This window comes from Cetobacterium sp. (assembly GCF_051653945.1).
Lineage (GTDB): Bacteria > Fusobacteriota > Fusobacteriia > Fusobacteriales > Fusobacteriaceae > Cetobacterium_A.
Genome location: NZ_JBOFXD010000048.1, coordinates 1 through 19109, shown reverse-complemented (window position 1 = coordinate 19109; position 19109 = coordinate 1). Strand labels below are relative to the sequence as shown.

General features: G+C 25.4%; 23 protein-coding genes and 1 pseudogene. 3 read left to right on the top strand and 21 right to left on the bottom strand.

Going from position 1 to position 19109, the window contains the following annotated elements; all coding sequences use genetic code 11:
• The 21 genes and pseudogenes from ACRC8M_RS04745 to rpmH form a co-directional block, all read right to left on the bottom strand.
• Positions 1 to 163 (bottom strand): annotated as a pseudogene (locus ACRC8M_RS04745) (D-glycero-beta-D-manno-heptose-7-phosphate kinase); the annotation flags it as partial.
• Position 164: 1 nt separating this feature from the next.
• Positions 165 to 1721 carry a type II secretion system protein GspD gene (locus ACRC8M_RS04740; protein ID WP_438528096.1) on the bottom strand — a complete coding sequence of 519 codons (1557 nt, stop codon included), beginning with the start codon at positions 1719 to 1721 and terminating at the stop codon, positions 165 to 167.
• Positions 1722 to 2177, bottom strand: a complete 456-nt coding sequence (locus tag ACRC8M_RS04735) for a hypothetical protein (RefSeq protein WP_438528095.1) — start codon at positions 2175 to 2177, stop codon at positions 1722 to 1724.
• Positions 2178 to 2347: 170 nt separating this feature from the next.
• Positions 2348 to 3040, bottom strand: coding sequence for a hypothetical protein (locus ACRC8M_RS04730; protein ID WP_438528094.1), 693 nt, complete (start codon positions 3038 to 3040; stop codon positions 2348 to 2350).
• The gene (locus ACRC8M_RS04725; protein WP_438528093.1) at positions 3021 to 3575 is read right to left on the bottom strand and encodes a hypothetical protein; all 555 of its coding nucleotides are present in this window, start codon (positions 3573 to 3575) and stop codon (positions 3021 to 3023) included. Before ACRC8M_RS04725 ends, ACRC8M_RS04730 begins: the two co-directional genes overlap by 20 nt.
• Positions 3544 to 4068, bottom strand: coding sequence for a hypothetical protein (locus ACRC8M_RS04720; protein WP_438528092.1), 525 nt, complete (start codon positions 4066 to 4068; stop codon positions 3544 to 3546). Before ACRC8M_RS04720 ends, ACRC8M_RS04725 begins: the two co-directional genes overlap by 32 nt.
• A complete protein-coding gene (locus ACRC8M_RS04715) occupies positions 4049 to 4384 on the bottom strand; it encodes a type IV pilus modification PilV family protein (RefSeq protein ID WP_438528091.1) in 336 nt (111 codons plus the stop codon). The genes ACRC8M_RS04720 and ACRC8M_RS04715 overlap by 20 nt, the downstream gene beginning before the upstream one ends.
• On the bottom strand, positions 4371 to 4832 hold the full coding sequence (locus ACRC8M_RS04710; RefSeq protein WP_438528090.1) for a prepilin peptidase: 462 nt from the start codon (positions 4830 to 4832) through the stop codon (positions 4371 to 4373). Before ACRC8M_RS04710 ends, ACRC8M_RS04715 begins: the two co-directional genes overlap by 14 nt.
• Positions 4817 to 5263: a type II secretion system protein gene (locus tag ACRC8M_RS04705; protein ID WP_438528089.1), complete on the bottom strand. Its 447-nt coding sequence runs from the start codon at positions 5261 to 5263 to the stop codon at positions 4817 to 4819. The genes ACRC8M_RS04710 and ACRC8M_RS04705 overlap by 16 nt, the downstream gene beginning before the upstream one ends.
• 8 nt (positions 5264 to 5271) lie before the next feature.
• Positions 5272 to 6426: a type II secretion system F family protein gene (locus ACRC8M_RS04700; protein ID WP_438528088.1), complete on the bottom strand. Its 1155-nt coding sequence runs from the start codon at positions 6424 to 6426 to the stop codon at positions 5272 to 5274.
• Positions 6423 to 7568: a GspE/PulE family protein gene (locus ACRC8M_RS04695; RefSeq protein WP_438528087.1), complete on the bottom strand. Its 1146-nt coding sequence runs from the start codon at positions 7566 to 7568 to the stop codon at positions 6423 to 6425. Before ACRC8M_RS04695 ends, ACRC8M_RS04700 begins: the two co-directional genes overlap by 4 nt.
• A gap of 1 nt (position 7569) precedes the next feature.
• Complete coding sequence (locus ACRC8M_RS04690; RefSeq protein ID WP_438528086.1) at positions 7570 to 7722, bottom strand: hypothetical protein; 153 nt, start codon at positions 7720 to 7722, stop codon at positions 7570 to 7572.
• Positions 7722 to 8285: a hypothetical protein gene (locus ACRC8M_RS04685; RefSeq protein ID WP_438528085.1), complete on the bottom strand. Its 564-nt coding sequence runs from the start codon at positions 8283 to 8285 to the stop codon at positions 7722 to 7724. The genes ACRC8M_RS04690 and ACRC8M_RS04685 overlap by 1 nt, the downstream gene beginning before the upstream one ends.
• Positions 8286 to 8307: 22 nt before the next feature.
• Entirely contained in the window at positions 8308 to 9123 is an 816-nt protein-coding gene (locus tag ACRC8M_RS04680) for a histidinol-phosphatase HisJ family protein (RefSeq protein ID WP_438528084.1), read from the bottom strand.
• Positions 9124 to 9231: 108 nt separating this feature from the next.
• Positions 9232 to 11082 carry a tRNA uridine-5-carboxymethylaminomethyl(34) synthesis enzyme MnmG gene (mnmG, locus tag ACRC8M_RS04675; protein ID WP_438528083.1) on the bottom strand — a complete coding sequence of 617 codons (1851 nt, stop codon included), beginning with the start codon at positions 11080 to 11082 and terminating at the stop codon, positions 9232 to 9234.
• A gap of 87 nt (positions 11083 to 11169) precedes the next feature.
• On the bottom strand, positions 11170 to 12537 hold the full coding sequence (gene mnmE, locus ACRC8M_RS04670; protein ID WP_438528082.1) for a tRNA uridine-5-carboxymethylaminomethyl(34) synthesis GTPase MnmE: 1368 nt from the start codon (positions 12535 to 12537) through the stop codon (positions 11170 to 11172).
• 11 nt (positions 12538 to 12548) lie between these two features.
• A complete protein-coding gene (gene jag, locus ACRC8M_RS04665) occupies positions 12549 to 13286 on the bottom strand; it encodes an RNA-binding cell elongation regulator Jag/EloR (RefSeq protein ID WP_438528081.1) in 738 nt (245 codons plus the stop codon).
• A 10-nt stretch (positions 13287 to 13296) separates the two neighbouring features.
• Complete coding sequence (locus ACRC8M_RS04660) at positions 13297 to 13905, bottom strand: YidC/Oxa1 family membrane protein insertase (protein ID WP_438526342.1); 609 nt, start codon at positions 13903 to 13905, stop codon at positions 13297 to 13299.
• A gap of 1 nt (position 13906) precedes the next feature.
• The gene (yidD, locus tag ACRC8M_RS04655; RefSeq protein WP_040406499.1) at positions 13907 to 14143 is read right to left on the bottom strand and encodes a membrane protein insertion efficiency factor YidD; all 237 of its coding nucleotides are present in this window, start codon (positions 14141 to 14143) and stop codon (positions 13907 to 13909) included.
• Positions 14144 to 14156: 13 nt separating this feature from the next.
• Positions 14157 to 14498 (bottom strand): ribonuclease P protein component, encoded by a 342-nt coding sequence (rnpA, locus tag ACRC8M_RS04650; RefSeq protein WP_438528080.1) that lies wholly within the window; start codon positions 14496 to 14498, stop codon positions 14157 to 14159.
• Between the two features lie 64 nt (positions 14499 to 14562).
• The gene (rpmH, locus tag ACRC8M_RS04645; protein WP_023050045.1) at positions 14563 to 14697 is read right to left on the bottom strand and encodes a 50S ribosomal protein L34; all 135 of its coding nucleotides are present in this window, start codon (positions 14695 to 14697) and stop codon (positions 14563 to 14565) included.
• A 762-nt stretch (positions 14698 to 15459) separates the two neighbouring features.
• Between rpmH and ACRC8M_RS04640 the strand changes: the two genes are divergently transcribed.
• The 3 genes from ACRC8M_RS04640 to ptsP all read left to right on the top strand — a co-directional run.
• Complete coding sequence (locus ACRC8M_RS04640; protein ID WP_438528079.1) at positions 15460 to 17310, top strand: replication initiator protein A; 1851 nt, start codon at positions 15460 to 15462, stop codon at positions 17308 to 17310.
• Positions 17311 to 17535: 225 nt separating this feature from the next.
• Positions 17536 to 17799, top strand: a complete 264-nt coding sequence (locus ACRC8M_RS04635) for an HPr family phosphocarrier protein (RefSeq protein WP_023050032.1) — start codon at positions 17536 to 17538, stop codon at positions 17797 to 17799.
• A gap of 91 nt (positions 17800 to 17890) precedes the next feature.
• On the top strand, positions 17891 to 19109 hold a 1219-nt coding region (gene ptsP, locus ACRC8M_RS04630; protein WP_438528078.1), incomplete at its 3' end, for a phosphoenolpyruvate--protein phosphotransferase.

Below are 19109 nucleotides of genomic sequence, written 5' to 3'. Positions count from 1 at the left end.
ATACAAATCTTTCCTCTTTTATTGAAACTACTGGTACTGGTGCTTCTGGGGAAATTCTCTCCACTGATCCAATTAAGTAATCATCTAACATCATATCCCCAACTACTGCTACTTTTAAATTTTGAAAACTTTTAAGTATCTCTTCTAATCTACTTTTTTCCATTTTAAATCTCCTCTATTACTTCCGCTTTTAATTTTATATATAAATCTGTATGTTCTAATCTACTTGATTTACTTTTAAATAAAATTCCTACAGCTGGAATTTCACTTAAAATAGGAACTTTATTATTAATTTTTTGATCTATTTTTCTTTTTAAACCACCTATTAAAATTACATCATTATTTTTTAATCTAACTTTTGTTTGCAAATTTCTAGATATTTTAGAACCACCATCTGCATTAAACGTTCCAGAGTTAATATCACTAGGTTTTAATGATTTTTTTAATTTAAAATCACTTGCTTCTAAATTTAAATCCAAATACACACTATTATCTTCTTTTATGTACGGTAAAACTTTCAATATTATTCCAGCTTCTTTAAATATAGGGGTATACGTAACTGTATCATTATTCGTATTTTCCTCTTTATCTTGACCAACAATAACTTCTTCTGTCATTTTCAAAACGCCAGTTTCACCATTTAGTAGTATTATTGACGGCAAAGCATTGATTGTTAGATCTTGAGTCGTTTCAAGTAAAGTTAAAGTCAGATCTAAAACATCTTTTCCACTGTTAAATTTACTTATAAAATTTATAGAACTTCCCACTATCTCACCTAAACCATCTACTGTTCCCGATAGAAGTGTTTCTAAATAAATACCGTTACTTTTATCAGATAATCTTCCTTGAGTGTCATATGCCCAATTAAAACCAAGCTCTTCAAAAAGATTTTCTTTTACATCAATAATCTCTGCAGTAACTCTAACCTGTTTTTTTCTTTTATCTAATTTTTTTATTAAATTTTTTGCAGTATAAACTATATCACCTTTTCCAAAAAGTACTATAGAATTATTTCCAGAACTAATTGAAACTTTTAATTTATCTTCAAAAGTTTCTTTTATTATTTTTTCAATCTCTTCATGATTTAAATTTTCCAATGAAATATTTTCTATTATATCATCTTTTTTGTTTTTTTGTTCCCTTTCTTGAGGGATATTTTTAGGGAAATTTAAATTTTTTCTCTCTATATAAAAATCAAATTTATTGACTCCATCCTTTATCTCTAAAAAATCTCCATTATAAGTATAATCATCAGATAAAATAGAGATAAAATAAGTTCCCTTTACAATACTATCTATTAAATATTCTCCATAAGTTCCTGAATAGGCTTCAATAGTTTCCCTTCTTTTTAAAATTATTTTTACTCCTTTTAACTCTTTATTTGTATTTTTATCAAATACTTTTCCAACGAGCATATCTTTATCTTCTGATTTTCTTCCACGAAATATTAAAGTTTTTCCGTTTTTTATTTTAGTTAGTCCATATGTTGCTTCCATTACACCCAAAATTTCATCTATAGATGTCCCCTTTTTAAAATATCCATCAACTACTATATCTTTTACATAGCTATCTCCAATCATTGTATATTTAGAATATTTTGAAAGATGAGCAAATAAATCTACAATAGGAACATCCTTTAAATCTAACTCCTTTGGATATGTTTCCATTGAGAAATTAGTAAAATATATGAAAATAAATAATATAAAAATTTTATATTTCATTTAAATTGACCTCCTTTTTTTACCAATTTCTCTTGTTTTATTTTTTTTAAAAGTCCCATCATTATAGTAATCATAATCTAAATTTTCTTTTTTATTATTGAATATATACATAACATTCATTTTTAAATCTAAAATATTATTATTTATTTCTATCAGTATAGATTCATTTTTTAATGTTATATATCTTTTATCTTCTTCTAATTGTAATATAAAATTATAGATATCCACTTCTCTTCCTGTCCCTTGATAAAAAAAAGTTCCCTCTATATCATCTAAACTTTTTACTGCTTTTACTTCTCTTCCAATTACCTCAATTGTTAAATTATTTTCATTTGAAATATCATCAATAAATTTGAAAACATCATATTCATTATTGAAAATTAACCTTTGTTTCTCTTCTAATAATTCATTTTTTTTTGAAATTAAAATTTGTTCTTCGTCACTATTTCTCTTCAATATTCTTTGTTTTTCTATTTCTATATTTTTTAAATCTTTAAGCTCTACTTTTAATTTTCTTCTTATATCAAATTTATTTTTTAAAAGTAATATCGGTTTAAATAATAAAAAATATATTATTAAAAAATTTATTATTGTAAGTATAACTTTAATTTTTAAATTTAAATTTTTTAACTTGTCTCTAACTCCATTAAAAAATATAAAATCTCCCCCTCTTTTTTTATAAAATCAAATTTTGATTCAACAATTTTTTTATCCATTGATAAATATTTTTTTAACTTAAATATACTATTTATATTTTTTCCTGTTCCATTTAATATTATTTTATTTTCCAAAAACTCTATTTTCTCCAAATTTACATCAGATTTTTTACATGCTTTTGATAAAAAAACTAAAATATCCCCAATTTTAGTTTTTTTAAATTTTAATTCTTCACCCTCGTTTAAGGAAACTTCTGAAATTTTAATATCTAACTCTTTTAAATTTTTCTTATGACTAATAATTTCTTTTTTTAAATTCAAATTTTCCGTATCTAACTTGTAATTTCTTAAATAAATAGCTAAACCAAAAATAAACTCTACTGTTAGTATTATTATTGTTAATACTTTAATCTTTTTTCCTATTACTTTAGGCTCTTTTAATAACCAACCCTTCTTACTAATAATCTCTTTTATTTGAAGAATTATTTCATTGTCTAAAACAATTTTTATTTTCAATATTACTTCATCAGAAACTTCATATATAGATAACAACTCATTTACCTCTCTTGGAATCTCCTCTTCATCTTGAAATAAACCTTGATTAATTATCTCTCCATCTTCTAATAATTTTATTCCTCTATCGCTAATTTCTAATATTTTCATTTTTTAATCTCGCCTCAACTCCCCTTATCTCTCTTTTATAACTTTTAAAAAAATCAGATTCTCCTTGTAAATACTCATAAAATAAATCAATTTTAATTTCTATTTGATTTTTTTCTATATCTATAACCTTAACTAATTTTATTTCAAAAATATTTTTTGTAAATGGAATAAATTTTAATTTATCTTCTATAATTTTTTCATTTTGTTTGACTGTATCTCTTTTATAACCACTTTTAGAAATTTCATTAGTATCAATCCAAATAAGATTTTTATCTTCAAAATACTCAATTATATCTCTATAATCACCATTTTCAATTGAATTATTTCCTTTAAAAACTTCATACTCTGCTACTGTTGAAAGATTTTCTGTTATCCAATAGTCATCATTTGATATTTTTAAAGAGGATAAATTATCAATTTCATTTCTATAACTAAGTAAACTTATAGAAAATAACCAAACTAAAAGAGTAAGAATAAATAAAATACTCGGAAGAATATATCCATTATTTTTTAAACTCTTTTTTAAATTTTTCATTTAAATAATATCCCTCCATTGAAACACCATAATCTTCTAAACTGAAGTTTACTTTTAAATTTTTTATAACACTCTCTCTACTTCCTAGCTCTACATATATCTCGTTTTTTCTTTTACGCTTTCCAGAAAAAGATGTAATAGTACTCCCCTCAGAGTAATATATCTCTATATCTGAATAAGATTCTTCTCCAGGGACATATTTTTCAACTATAAGTGTATTTCCATTTTTTAAAGATAGTTTAGAATAATCTATATAAAAATTTACTTTGTCTAAATTATATATTTTATATTCCAATGATTCATATATAGATGTATTTATTCCCTCTAATATTAATTTCATATTTTTATTAAAACGAAATCTATTCATCTCTAGTTTTCTTTCAATATTTATATATTTTAAATAATAAAATAAAATTTGGAAAATAATTGTAATCACTGCTAAAGTAGATAATATTTCTACTATTGAAAATCCTTTATTTTTGTCTATATACATATAATTTACTCTCTCTTTTTAAGCTGTTTTTCTCCACTTTTATCTCTAATTCGTATATCTTTTCATAAATTTTCTTTCTCTTTACATCTATTGTATACTCTTCATTTGAAGAAACATAATCGTTTATATTCAACGGATTTTTATAAAATGATCTAATTTTTTCTATTTCATTTTCTAAATTATTAAACTCATTTAATCTATTAAATCCTTTTTTTAAATATATTAGAGAATATAATAGCGGATTTAAAACTACTAATAGTATAACCAAACTTATCAAAACCTCTAAATACGTTCCTCCTTTTCTACCATTTTTCATAATTTCCCTTAATTATAACTAAAAGATATGACAAAATTAAAAATGGTCCAAATGCTATATCTTTATCTAATTTTTTAAAAAATATGTATTTTCCTCCTAAATAGATCAATGGTGTAATAAAACTTATATTTAGAAAAATTAATATATCGAAAACGGTATTAAATTTTAGAAGAAATCCTAAACTTGTAACTAACTTTACATCTCCCATTCCTATACACTCCTTATTTAAAATATCACTTCCATATCCATATATTAATATAAAAGGTAATGTATATAATGCAGCACTTAAAATTCTTTCTTGAAAATCTCCTTCTAAGAAACCCAAAACTCCTCCTAAAAAAAGTAGGCCTAAATTACTTTTATTTAAAATTATTTTTTCTCTTATATCTCTTATTGTTATCTCTAATAAAATTACTACTATAAAAAAATACACTATAACTTTGACCATTCATCTCCCCTTATATTAAAATCAGATGTATCTCCGTGAGGAGTTAATATAAACTCTTTACTACTATTTAAATCTACTTTTACTTTTCCACCATATTTTATCTCTTTAGTTTCTGCACTCTCCTTACTTCCTCCAATATCTATTAAAAGCTCATTTTCTACCAACTCAAATTTATCTCCCACATATTTTGATAACTCTACTAAAATCTCACTCATATTATTATCTTTTGAACTTGGATAATTTCCATTTTCTAAATAGTAGGTTTCATTCGCCATTCTTAAACTTTGAAGCGTATTTATTGCTTTTGAATCCTTTGCAAGAGCTAAATAATCTCTTACTTTTGGAGCTATAAAACTACTTAAAATACCTATTACACCTAAAACTAAAACTATTTCAATTACACTAAACCCTTTGCTTTTTTTCTTTTTCATTGAACCTCCTAAATTTCAAAAATATCACTCATATTCAATATAGGTAAATATAAACCAATTACAAATGCACTTATTAATATTCCTACAAACAATAATAAAATAGGTTCTGATAATTTTAAAACTATCTTTATCTTTTTATTTAACTCCTCATCTCTCACCAAAGAAATCTCTTTCAAAACCATTTCGACAGTTCCACTTTCCTCCCCAACTTTAATCATATCAATCTCTTCTAAAGATAATATATTGAGCTTTTTAAAACATTCTGAGAGCAACTCTCCCTTTTTTATATTTTTCAATATAAACATCTTGTTTTTTAGATATCCACTATCTAAATTTTCTAAAATTATATCTATCCCCTTATCTATGGATATTCCTGATTCTAATAATAGAGATAAATTTTCTAAAATATTTATTATATATTTTTCCAATAAATACTTTTTTATAAAAGATACTTTTTGTAATTGCTTTTTTAAATGAAAAAATTTTATAGAAAAAAAAACTACACAAATTATTATAATTATCGTGTAGGGAAACTTGTTCAAGATATGTTGAATATTTAAAATTATTCTTGTTAAAAATGGTAATTTATTTATTTCTATTTCGTATAATATTTGAAAATTAGGTACAATAAAGTAAAAAATTAAAAGTATTATTATTGTTGATATGAATAAGATAAAAGTTGGATATGATAAAGCTATTTTTAACTCGTTTTTCAATTTTTCTTTTTTTTGTTTTAAATAGGCAACTTTTAAAAAACCATCGCCTATTTTTCCAGCATTCTCTGAAACATAGATTATTAAAAGCTCTCTTTCTTTTATTAAATTTTCACTCCTTAAAATTTCATATATATCCTCTCCTTTCTCTAATTTCTTATAAAGATTAAAAATTCTAAATTTTAAACTTAAATTTTTACAACTATTTTTTTGAAACTCTATAGATTTTTTTAAAGAAAGTCCAGCATTTAATAGTCTTCCTATTTTAAAATATATCTTCTCTAAATCTTTTTCTTTAATCTTTCTTTCAAATTGTATTTCTAAAATTTTTATTAATTTTTTCTCCTCTTTAAATAACTTATTTAAAAGTATTTTTTTATTTCTTTCTAAATATATATCCTCTATCTGCTCCTTTTCTTTATCCAGAATAAGACATCTATATAACATCATATTAAACACTCTCTTAAAACTTCAGATTTTGTTGTAATTCCAGTTGCTACTTTTATAAAACCATTATCTAAAAGTGTTTTAAAATCTTTTGACTTTAAATAAACCTCTAAATCTTTTATACCTTTATTCAAAACAATATCTCTTATCTCTTTATCAAAAAATATTATCTCCTCTACAACTTCTCGACCTTTAAAGCCCTCGTTACAACAATTACTTTCAGTTTTACCGCCACATATTTTACACACTTTTCTAACCAATCTTTGACTTTCAATAGCATTTATAGCAGCTGCAATGATAAACTTATCCACTCCAAAATTGATTAACCTATCAATAGCTGATATTGCATCTTTTGTATGAAGAGTAGTTATAACCAAATGACCAGTTAAAGAAGCCATCAATGCTATTTCTGCCGTTTCTTTATCTCTTATCTCTCCAACTAATATAACATCTGGATCCTGTCTTAAAACACTTCTTAGTATTATAGAGAAATCTAATCCTATCTCATTTTTACATTGAATTTGATTAATATTTGGAAATTGATACTCTATTGGATCTTCTATTGTAATTATATTTAATTTTTCATTATTTAAATAGTTTACTATTGAATAAAGAGTTGTTGTCTTTCCACTCCCAGTTGGTCCACAAAATAATAATAATCCATTTTTTCTATTTAAAAGTTCCTTTAATCTAACTAAGTTTTCATTTGTAAATCCTAAATTCTCTAAAGAAACCTCAGATATATTATTTTTCAATATTCTTAAGACACATCTTTCCCCAAATATAGTTGGAATTAATGAAACTCTAAAATCTATTTTTTCATTCTTGTATTGTGCTTTAAATCTACCATCTTGAGGCAGTCTTTTCTCTCCAATATCAAGCTCACTCATTAATTTCAATTTGGTCATTAATTTTAATCCAAAATTTTTACTTAAATCTTGATAGTACTTTAAGATACCATCTATACGAACTCTTATTTTGATATCGCTCTCTTTTGATTCTATATGTATATCTGAAACATTCTCTTTTAAACTATAAAATATTAATTCATTTAAAAACTCTAGAATATCTTCTTTATTGTATTTTATTTCATTAAAATCCCTTATTTCAAAAACTTCTCTTTTAAAATAGATATTCTCCCCCATATTATCTCCTTTCAACTTTTAATACTCTAAATTGAACTTTGTTCTCATTTGTAGAAACTTTTACATATTTAATTAAAACTCGATTCCCATATGTTGTTTTTATTGATACAATCGTAAAAATTATCATTATAAAAAAATAGCTCTTTAAATTCATTACTCCTCCATCCAGCCAATTCTATTTTGGCCATCTTGTGAATAGTGATAATTTAATATATTATCGTAATTAACATCTTTTACAGCTCTATTTAAGTATATATTTATTTTTAAAACCTTTTCTTTCTGAAATGTGTAAAATGCAACTCTATTTTCAACTTGATTTTTATAACCAAATATATACATTGTAAAAGCCTTACTTAAATTTCCATTTTTTGTTGTATCAACTTTAAACTTTTGATTTCTACTATTATCATAAATTATTTCGTATTTTAATTTCTCAGGAAGATATAATTTTTCTATAATTTCACTATTTAATTTTTTTACATTTAAATTCTTATTTAACATATCAATCTCTATCTGATATTTATTTTTCTCATATAGAGATCTCATAGTATATTTAATAAAAAAAGTTTGAATAATACGTCTACTTTTTTCAAGGTCCATTTTCTCATTATATTTTAATATTTTATAAAATAAAAAAGAGCTAACTATAAAAATAATAGCAACACATGCTATTGTCTCTAAAAAGGTTAGCCCTCTGTTCTTTTTATTTTTGTTCATACTCACCTTCTCTTAAAGAAAATTATTTTATTTTTTTAAAAGATACATCAAGTTGATCAAAAGATGAAATATATTTTACACCTATACTTTCTAAAAAATCATATGCTTTTTTAAAATCTTTACCTAAATCTGATGCTCTATGTGAATCTGAACCTATTGTTATAATCTCTCCTCCAAGTTTAAAGTAACGTTTTACTATGTCATCACATGGATAAAATCTATTCTCATTATATCTTATTCCAGATGTATTAATTTCAATACCTTTCCCTTTAGAAATAATTTTCTTTAAGATCTCATCAATAATATCCTGATACTTTATATAATCTATAAAACCTCTTTTGTCAATACCACCATATCTTGTAATGAAATCAAGATGTCCTTGAACACTAAATCTATTGAAGTTTTCTACACTTTTTAATATTTCAAAAAAATATTTATCATGAGCTTGTTCTCTCGTTTTATTTTCCCAAAATTCCTTTTGATCTAAAAGTAATTTATCCACACTGTGAACAGAAGATATTATAAAATCAAATGGATATTTTTCTATAATTTTATCTCCAACTTCCCCTAGATGTCTTTGAATTCCAAATTCCATCCCTAATTTTATATCTAAGTCACTTTTATATTGTTCTTTTAATTTTAAAATCGTTGGAACATATTCATCTAAATTTAATATAAAATCATTACTGTCAGTTGTTCCAATTACATCTAAATCCATATGATCAGTTATTGCAATCTCTTGAATCCCTAATTCTATTGCTCTTTCACAAATTTTATCTAAATCTTCTATACAATCCCCAGAAAAACTACTATGTATATGATAATCACTAATAATCACTATTTTTCCTCCAAAATTTATTTTATAGTTATAAGTATAACAAAAAAAACTGTAAATACAAGTCATTTAACTTTATCTTTACAGTTTTTATTATTGTCCGTAGTACTATTATTTTTTTAAAGTTGCTAAAAGTAACGCTATATCATTTCCTGTTACTCCACTTATTCTTGAAGCTTCTCCTATTGAAAGAGGTTTAATCTCTTTTAATCCCGCTTTAGCTATATTCGAAATACCACTTACAGTATCAAAGTCAAAATCCTCAGGAATGCTTAAAGCTTCTAATTTTTTAAATCTTTCTATCTGCTCTCTTTCTCTTTCGATAAATACTTCGTACTTTATCATTGTCTCAATTTGATTTTTTACAAATTCAGGGTATTCAGGAATATGTAATAAATGAGCTAAATCATCATATGAAACCTCTTTAAATTTAAGAAGCTCATTAGCTTGAACTCCTTTAGTTAATCTTTGTTCTATTCCTTTTTTTTCTAATAATTCATTAGCATCTTTCATAGGAACTTTTGTTTCTTTAATTCTCTCAATCTCTTTATATACATCTTCTCTACATTTTTTTAAATGATTAATCTTATCTTCTGGAACAATTCCAATCTCTTCAGCTTTATCTAATAGTCTCATAAAGCCATTATCGAATCTAAGTGTTAATCTATACTCAGATCTAGATGGTAGTACTCTATATGGCTCTGGTGTCTTTTTATGAATGATATCATCAACTAATACTCCTATATATCCTTCACTTCTATCAAAAATTACAGGTTGCTTATTTATCGTTTTTCTTGCTGCATTAACTCCAGCAATAAATCCTTGTGTTGCTGCCTCTTCATATCCAGATGTACCGTTTATCTGACCTGCAAAATATAGCCCTTTTATTTTTTTACTTTCTAAACTTGGATATAACTGTGATGCAGGTGCATAGTCATACTCCACTGCATAACCATATCTCATTATTTTAGCATTTTCTAAGCCTTTAATAGATTTTAACATAGCATCTTGAGCAAATGGTGGCATTGCTGTTGTTAATCCATTTACATAAAGCTCATTTGATTCACTTGACTCTAACTCTAAAAATATTTGATGGTCGTATTTATCTGGAAAGTTTAAAACCTTTCTATCTAAAGATGGACAATGTCTTGGTCCATGAGTTTCAATTATTCCAGAAACTATTGGTGAAAACTTTAACATCTCTTTCGTTACATTTAAAGTTTCCTCTGAAGTATGAGTTAGCCATGTTGGAACTACATTATTTTTTTCTTTTTGTGTATATATAGAAAAATATCTAGGATGTTCCTCTCCATAAAGTGGTTTCATAACAGAAAAATCTACAGTTCTCTTATCTATTCTTGGAGGAGTTGCTGTTTGATATCTTTCTAAATGTATTCCATTCTTTTGTAAGCTATCAGATAATTTTTCAGCTGAATTTTCACCCATTCTTCCAGCAGGATATTTTACATCTCCTATAACTATTCTTCCCTTTAAGAAAGTTCCAGTAGCTAGTACAACTGTCTGTGCAAAATACTCAATTCCTAAAGCTGTTTTTACTCCTTTAATCATCCCGTTTTCAACTAAAAGTTCATCTACACTATCCTGCATAATATCTAAATTTTCAGTTTCTTCAAGTAACGTTTTCATCTTTGTTCTATATAAAAATTTATCAGCCTGTCCTCTTGTTATTCTAGCAGCAGGACCCTTACTTGTATTTAAATGTTTTAACTGAAGATTATATTGGTCTGTATGTCTTCCCATCTCTCCACCTAAAACATCTATCTCTGCAACTAAATTACTTTTTCCAGGTCCACCTATTGATGGGTTACATGACATCATCCCTATATTATCTAATGCCAATGTAAAAAGTAGTGTTCTCCTATTCAGCCTAGCACTTGCTAAAGCAGCTTCAACTCCAGCGTGCCCTCCGCCAACAACTATTACATCATATTTAAAAGTCATATATTTCTCCTTTTATTTTTGTCCATATACATAAATAAACATCAAAAAAATTATAGCCACAGACAATAAATCTGTGGCTAATACCTTTTATTTTCCTACACAGAAATTACTAAAGATATGATCTAAAAGATCTTCATTACTAATCTCTCCCGTTACCTCTGACAACGAATCCAAAGCTTCTTTTAAATCTACAGCGATTAAATCCATTGGTAATCCCATATCTATTGTTTCAAATATATTTTCCACTGCTTGCTTAGTTTTTTCTAATGCTGACTTATGTCTAACATTAGTAATAACTAATTTTTCTGAACTATCTTCAACTTGACCAGAAACAACATATTTGTATATCTCTTTCTCCATTGAATCTATTCCTATTTTTTCTAATGCAGAAATTTTTATCCATTTTTTTATTTTTGTTAATGGTGTTATATCTAATTTAGATTCAACATCTGTTTTGTTTATAAGACCTATAACTTTATCGGCATGAATTCTCTCATGAATTCTTAAATCTTCTTCATCTAGTTCTCTTGAGTTATCAACAACAAAAAGAACTAAATCTGCCTTTTCAATTAACTCTTTTGATTTTTCTACACCTATGTTTTCTACTAAATCATCTGTTTTTCTTATTCCTGCAGTATCCACTAAAACTAAAGGAATTCCATTCAGATTAACAACTTCTTCAATAACATCTCTAGTAGTTCCAGCTATATGAGTTACAATAGCTCTTTCTTCTCTTAAAATAGAGTTTAATAAACTTGATTTTCCAACATTTGGCTTTCCAACAATAGCTGTTTTTACACCCTCTTTAATCATTTTTCCCTTATTATAAGATTTAATTAAAGCATCTGTTGTATTTATAACATTATGTAAATTCTCTACTAAATCATGTGGCAATGGATCATCTATTCCTTCTTCAGGATAATCTAAAACTACATTTACATGTGCAGAAACATCTAAAAGTTGTTTTTTTAATATATCAATTTGCTCTCTTAAATCTCCTCTAAGTTGATTTAATGATAATGATATACTTTTATCAGTTTTTCCATGTATTAAATCTATTACAGCTTCAGCTTGAGTTAAGTCTAATCTTCCATTCATGAAAGCTCTTCTTGTAAACTCACCTATTTCAGCTATTCTAGCTCCTTTTTTTAAAACAAGCTCTAAAACTTTTTCTGTAATTAGAAATCCACCATGACAGTTTATCTCTACAATATCTTCTTTTGTATAAGTGTTAGGTCCTTTCATTATCGAAACTAGAACTTCATCTATAATTTCATCTCCATCATAAAGATGTCCATAGTTAATACTAAAATTTTTAAGTTCGCTAACTTCTTTTTTTGACATAGGTTTAAATATTTTTGTTAGTATACATAAGGAATCACTTCCTGACATTCTAACAATTCCTATTCCACCTTCTCCTCTTGGAGTTGAAATGGCAGCAATAGTATCAAACATATAACTCACCCCTATTTCTTTTTTCTAATAACAATATATCTTTTAGGGTCTTTTCCTTCGCTATAAGTATCTAATTCTGAATATTTATTAACAACTTCATGTATAATTTTTCTTTCTCTTGGTGGCATTGGATTTAATTTTATAGGTTTAGTAGTTTTCATAGCTTTTTCTGCCATTTTTCTTGCTAAATCTCTTAATGTTACGTTTCTTTTTTCTTTAAATCCTTCTACATCAACATCTATTCTAACATCTTTTATTAAAGTATTTAATAGATATTCATAGCTATTTAATGTTTTTCCTTTTTTTCCAATAATTATTCCATTATCTTCTCCATAAAGGTTTATAACACAATTTCTACCCTCTAGTCTTAGAATTTCAACTTCCAATTCAAGTCCCATTTTATTTAATAACTCTTGAGATATTTTTATTATCTCTTTTTCTCTATTTTCTTTTAATTCTTTCTTTGACTCTCTTTTTTCTTGCTCTGCTTCTATGTTAGTTTCTGATTTTATAGTAGTTTTTATTACTTCATCTTTTTCTGGACCTGAAATCTTAATTTCTTCAGCTTCTACTTCTCTGCTAACTTCAACTTTATATAATCCATCTTTAGCAAAAAAACCAAAGAACGACTTAGGCTTCTCTAATTCAGTAACTTGAACAACTTGATCAGCAGTAACCTCCAATATTTTTACAGCTCTAGTAATAGCAACCTCTCTATTACTTGCTTTGATTTCAATTATATTTTCCATAACTCTAGTCTTAGTCTCCTTTTTTCATTATGAAATATTGTTGTACTATTCCCACAAAGCTTGATGTTAACCAATAAATTTGTAATCCTGCTGGCATTTTATAAGAGATAAATACCATCATTACTGGGAATATATACATCATTTGTTTCATTTGTGGATTACTGTCTGTTCCTGTTAATTTCTGTTGAATGAATGCAACAACTCCATTTAAAACAGGTAATATATAATAAGGATCCGGTTGTAATAAATTCATCCATAAGAATGATTCAGCAGGAACGATTCCTCTTTCAGCTCTTAAAACACCAAATAGTGCCCATAAAATAGGTAATTGAACTAATAGTGGTAAACATCCTCCAGCCGGATTTACATTTTTTTCTTTATAAAGTTCCATTGTTTTCTGGTTTAATAAATTTTTATCATGACCATATTTTTCTTTGTATTGCTCTAATATTGGTTGTAACTCTTTCATTTTTTTCATTGATTTATCTTGTTTCAATGTTAACGGTAATAATATTATTTTTATTAATATTGTTAATCCTATTATAGCTAAACCGAAATTTCCTGTAATCCCATTTATAAATAGCAATATTTGTTCAAATATTTTGTATAAAAATTCCATTTTATTTTTTTCCTCCGCATTTTTTAACCGGTGGCACAGGATCATATCCGCCTTTAGAATATGGGTGACACCTTAAAATTCTTAATATTCCCAAATACACTCCTTTAAAAACTCCATGCATTTCAATTGCATCATACATGTATTTTGAGCAAGAAGGTTGAAATATACAGTTTTTCCCCAAAAATATTGAAATATATTTTTGATAAAATCTTATTAAAATCAAGATAGTTTTTTTCAAGATATATACTAAACTATTTTTTAAGTAGCTTAGAATTTTTAAGAACACGGTCAAGATCTGTTTTCATCTCCTCAAAACTTAAAGTCTTAAATTTTTCTCCAGCTGTTCTTTTTGCAACAAAAATTATGTCATAACCTGCCATTAGGTTATTTTCATTTAAACGACAATACTCTCTAAATAATCTTTTTAATCTGTTTCTACAAACTGCATTTCCAGTTTTTTTACTAACAACAAATCCAAATTTGTTTTCAGTTGTTTCATTTGCTTTAAAAAAAATAAGAGAGTAATATCCAAATGATTTTTTTCCATAATTATAAACATTTTGAAACTCCCTATTTTTTTTTAAATTAATCATAATATTTAACTCCCTAAAATAGTCCTTAAATCTTTAAAAACCCGGTGTTTTAGATCACCGGGTTTTATGCTGATAATACTTTTCTTCCTCTTGCTCTTCTTCTCTTTAATACTTTTCTTCCGTTTTTAGTTGCCATTCTAGCTCTAAATCCGTGATCCTTCTTGTATTTTCTGTTATTTGGCTGGTAAGTTCTTTTCATTTTTTCACCTCCTAAAAATATCTATATTTCAGATAAATATTTTAGAAGAAATTTTGAGTTTTGTCAAGTAAATTCTCATAAATAAAAATTTAATCTTAAAATTTAAATAAAAAGATAAATTGAAATATATTTTGGTATATGCGCATATAGTTGTTTTTTGTTTTTTGTATAATGTTATATGTACAGACTAAGTTAGAAAAAAAACATACGTTAAGGCATTGATTTTAAAGAATTTATATATAAAAAAATATTATTGCTTATATACAATTAAGAAGATGTTGATTTTATTGACATTTTATATTACTTAATTCATTTAAATCCAATAAAATCAATACCTATTAAATATTATTGATTATATACATAAAAGAAAAGTACGATTTTACAGGGATTATTTAAATTATTAAATCTATAAATATAGAAAAATCAACATGTTTATGAAAAAAATAAATATTATTGTGAGTATACACAAAAGAAACCTTTGTTTTATAAGAGGTTTAAATTTAGAAAGTAATAAAAACTCAATAAAAATAAGCTTTTTAATAATTGAAAAAATATTATTGATTATATACATAAAAGAAACCTGTTATTTTAATAGGGTTATGTTTATTTAAAAATTAAAAAACCTTATTTTATAAGGGGATTAAAAAACAAAAAAATATTATTGTTAATATACAGAAAAAATGGTATATTATATTACGCTAAATATATTTATTACTGTTAATATACATATTTGGTATTATAAAATTATTAGAGAGGTTTTTAATGGAAAAGAAGGTGAAAAAAGAAAAAGATGATATCGTAGAAAATTTTAACATAACATCTACAGGGTCACTTTTAACAGATATAACCAAAATTGATATAAGATTAAATCAATTACCAGATATTGAAGTTAGAGAAGTTATAATAAAAGAAACTGGAAATTTTTTAAATTTAAAAGATAATGTAATAAATATACCTGTCGAAATGATTGTTTTTCCATTTTTTACTCCTCAAAAACAAAATAAAAGAGTAAACTTTCAATATTCTTTTGAGGACTTAGGTGTTACTATGTATTGTACATTGGTAGCTAAAGATTCAAGAGATAAAGTATTTCAACCATCTATTTTTGAAGAAAAAATATATACATATTTAATTTCAACTTATGAAGCTAAAAAAGATTTAGATAATGAGGATGAATATATTGAATTTGAAATTTCAGACTTTATAGTTCATTTTTTAGGAAATAAAATGAATAGAACTTATTACACAAAAGTTGAACAGGCTTTAAAGAATTTGAAGAATACAGAGTATCAATTTGTTGTTTCAAATCATACAAAATTAGGGAAGTATAAATTTGAAGATGAAGAATTTAAACTTTTAACTTATCAGAAATTAAAAAAGGGTAAAAAAATATACTATAGAGTTACTCTTAATAAAAATATAAGAAAAAAAATTAGTGATAAAAGATATATAAAATATAATTCCAAAGCTTTAATGGAAATTTTAGCAAAAGACCCTATAGCTGGAAGAATTTATAAATACATTAGTAAAATTAGATATGAAAAACAAGAAGATAGAATAAACTTAAGAACAATAGCTGCAATTATTCCACTAAAAACAGAACAAACAACGGAAAGAGTAAATAAAAATGGGGATACAAAAACTTATGTTCTTTGTAGAATGAAACAGGTATTAAAAAGAGTTGAAAAAGCGTATGATGTATTAGTTGAACTTGGATATGTAGAGTACTATAAATCGTATCAAGATAAGAGTGAGGATACATATTACATAATTTATAAATTTAATAGTAAAAAAGATGGAGAATGTCATGTTTCGTCATTTATAGAAAATTCAAAATCAAATAAGCTTAAAGAGATTACTTATTCAAAAGAGAAAGAAAAATATGTTGAGAAATCTAATTTTAATTCTGATGATATAGAAGAAGCTGAAATTGTTGAAATTATAGATGAAAAATTAAAAAAAGATGAAAAATTAAAGGTAGAAAATAAAAAAGAATTAAAAAAAGACGTTGTAAAAAAAATTGAAAAGAATAATGAATTTATTTATCCAGATGAGGTAATAAAATATATTCAAAAAGCTAAGAAAAATATATATGTTTCAAGATCTTGGGATAAAAGAACAGATACAAAGATAAAGAAAATATTTATAGAAGAGGGAGAGATTATCTTAATTGAAGTTTTAAAAATTATATATAAAAATCTGAATTCTAATATAAAAACAACTTTAGTTCAATATATAAATGGTGTTCTAAAAAATCTCTTAAGTCAAGAAAATGATGTTTCAAAACAAAACTTAACTTTATTTAATAATATTGTTAAAGAAAAAGGACTAATAAGTAAAAAGAAAATAAATCAAGCAAGAAGAACAGTTAAAAAACCAGTTATAAATAGTTTAAAAGAATTGATTGATGAAACTGATATATCTGTAGATATATTAAAGGTTTTTGACGAGTATGATGAGTATGAAAAATTAAAAATAGAGGAGCAAGCTATTAAACTTTGTTCTTTAGAAGAGAATATAGATGTGAATTTCTTACTTACTATGAAAAGAAAATCAAAAAAAATCTATTTTAATACAATAAAAAAATATATTGAGAGAGTTATTAATGAGTAGATTTAACAAAATGTTAAATATGTTAAATCAGAGTGTATAAAATAGCTAAACTATCATAAAATACACAATTAAAGACTTAAAAATGAACATTTTATGACAAAAAAACAATTCAAAATAAAAATTGACAAAATTTTGAAAATTAAGTATTCTATATTAGAATAATAGATTTAAACTTTATGTTTTTATATAATAATAAACAATAAATGTAGAAAGGTGAGTAGGATTATGGTAAGTAAAACAGTTGAAATTAAAAATGAAACAGGACTACATACAAGACCTGGTAACGAATTTGTAAGTTTAGCAAAAACATTTACATCTCAAATTGAATTAGAAAATGAAGAAGGAAAAAAAGTAAAAGGAACATCTTTACTAAAATTACTTTCTTTAGGAATTAAAAAAGGTGCAAAAATAACAGTTCATGCTGCAGGAGAAGATGAGAACGAAGCAGTTGAGAAGTTAGCTCACCTACTTGAAAATCTAAAGGACTAATAAATAGGACGATAGTTTAAAGTGTGAGAAGGATGGGGGTGACTCTGTCCTTTTTTTTGTCAAAAAATTAAAGTTTTGGGAGAGATAAAATATGAGAAAATTTGTAAAAGGTATAGACGCATCTCCAGGGGTAGCAGTAGGAAAAGTATTTTTATATAAAGAAGAGGAGCTTTTCATAGATAAGAGCGAATGCTCAAATATCGAGATTCAAAAAGAAAAGTTAATCGAAGGTAGAGAAAAAACTAAAGAGCAATTATTAAAAATTAGAGAAAAAACAGCTAGACAACTAGGTGAAGATAAAGCGGCAATATTTGATGGACATATAACATTATTAGAAGATGAAGATCTATTTGATGAAGTAACAGAACTGATTGAAGATGAAAAAATAACAGCAGAAAATGCTTTAGAGCAAGGTATCAGCGGATATTGTGATATGTTAGCAAACTTAGAAGATGAGTATTTAAGAGAAAGAGCAGCAGATTTAAGAGATATAGCTAAAAGATGGTTATACAACATAGTAGGAATAGATATTGTTGATTTATCTTCACTTCCTGCAAATTCAGTTGTAGTAGCAAGAGACTTAACTCCATCAGATACTGCTCAATTAGACTTAAAAAATGTTGTAGCATTTATAACTGATATTGGTGGAAAAACAGCTCACTCATCTATTATGGCTAGATCTTTAGAGATTCCAGCAGTAGTTGGAACTGGAAATATAACTGAATTAGTAACTAATGAAGCTTCGATAATAGTTGATGCTTTAACTGGTGATGTTATAATTGAACCTACACAAGAGGATGTAGAAAAGTATTCAAAGAAAAGAGAGAAATATTTAGAAGAAAAAGAGTTATTAAAGCAATTAAAAGATAAAACAGCTACATCGAAAGATGGAATAACTGTTGGAGCTTGGGCAAATATAGGATCTCCAAAAGATGTTGCAGGAGTTCTAAGAAATGGTGCTAATGGAATTGGTCTTTATAGAACAGAGTTTCTATTTATGGCAAATGATAGATTCCCAACAGAGGATGAGCAATTTGAAGCTTATAAAATTGTTGCTGAATCAATGAAAGATGAAAATGGAAAATCATATCCAGTAACAATTAGAACAATGGATATAGGTGGAGATAAATCATTACCGTATATGGAGCTACCACATGAGGAAAATCCATTCTTAGGATGGAGAGCTTTAAGAATATGTCTAGATAGACCTGAAATCTTAAAAACACAGTTTAGAGCGCTTTTAAGAGCATCAGCATTTGGATATATTAAAATAATGTTACCTATGGTAATTTCAATAGAAGAGTGTAGAA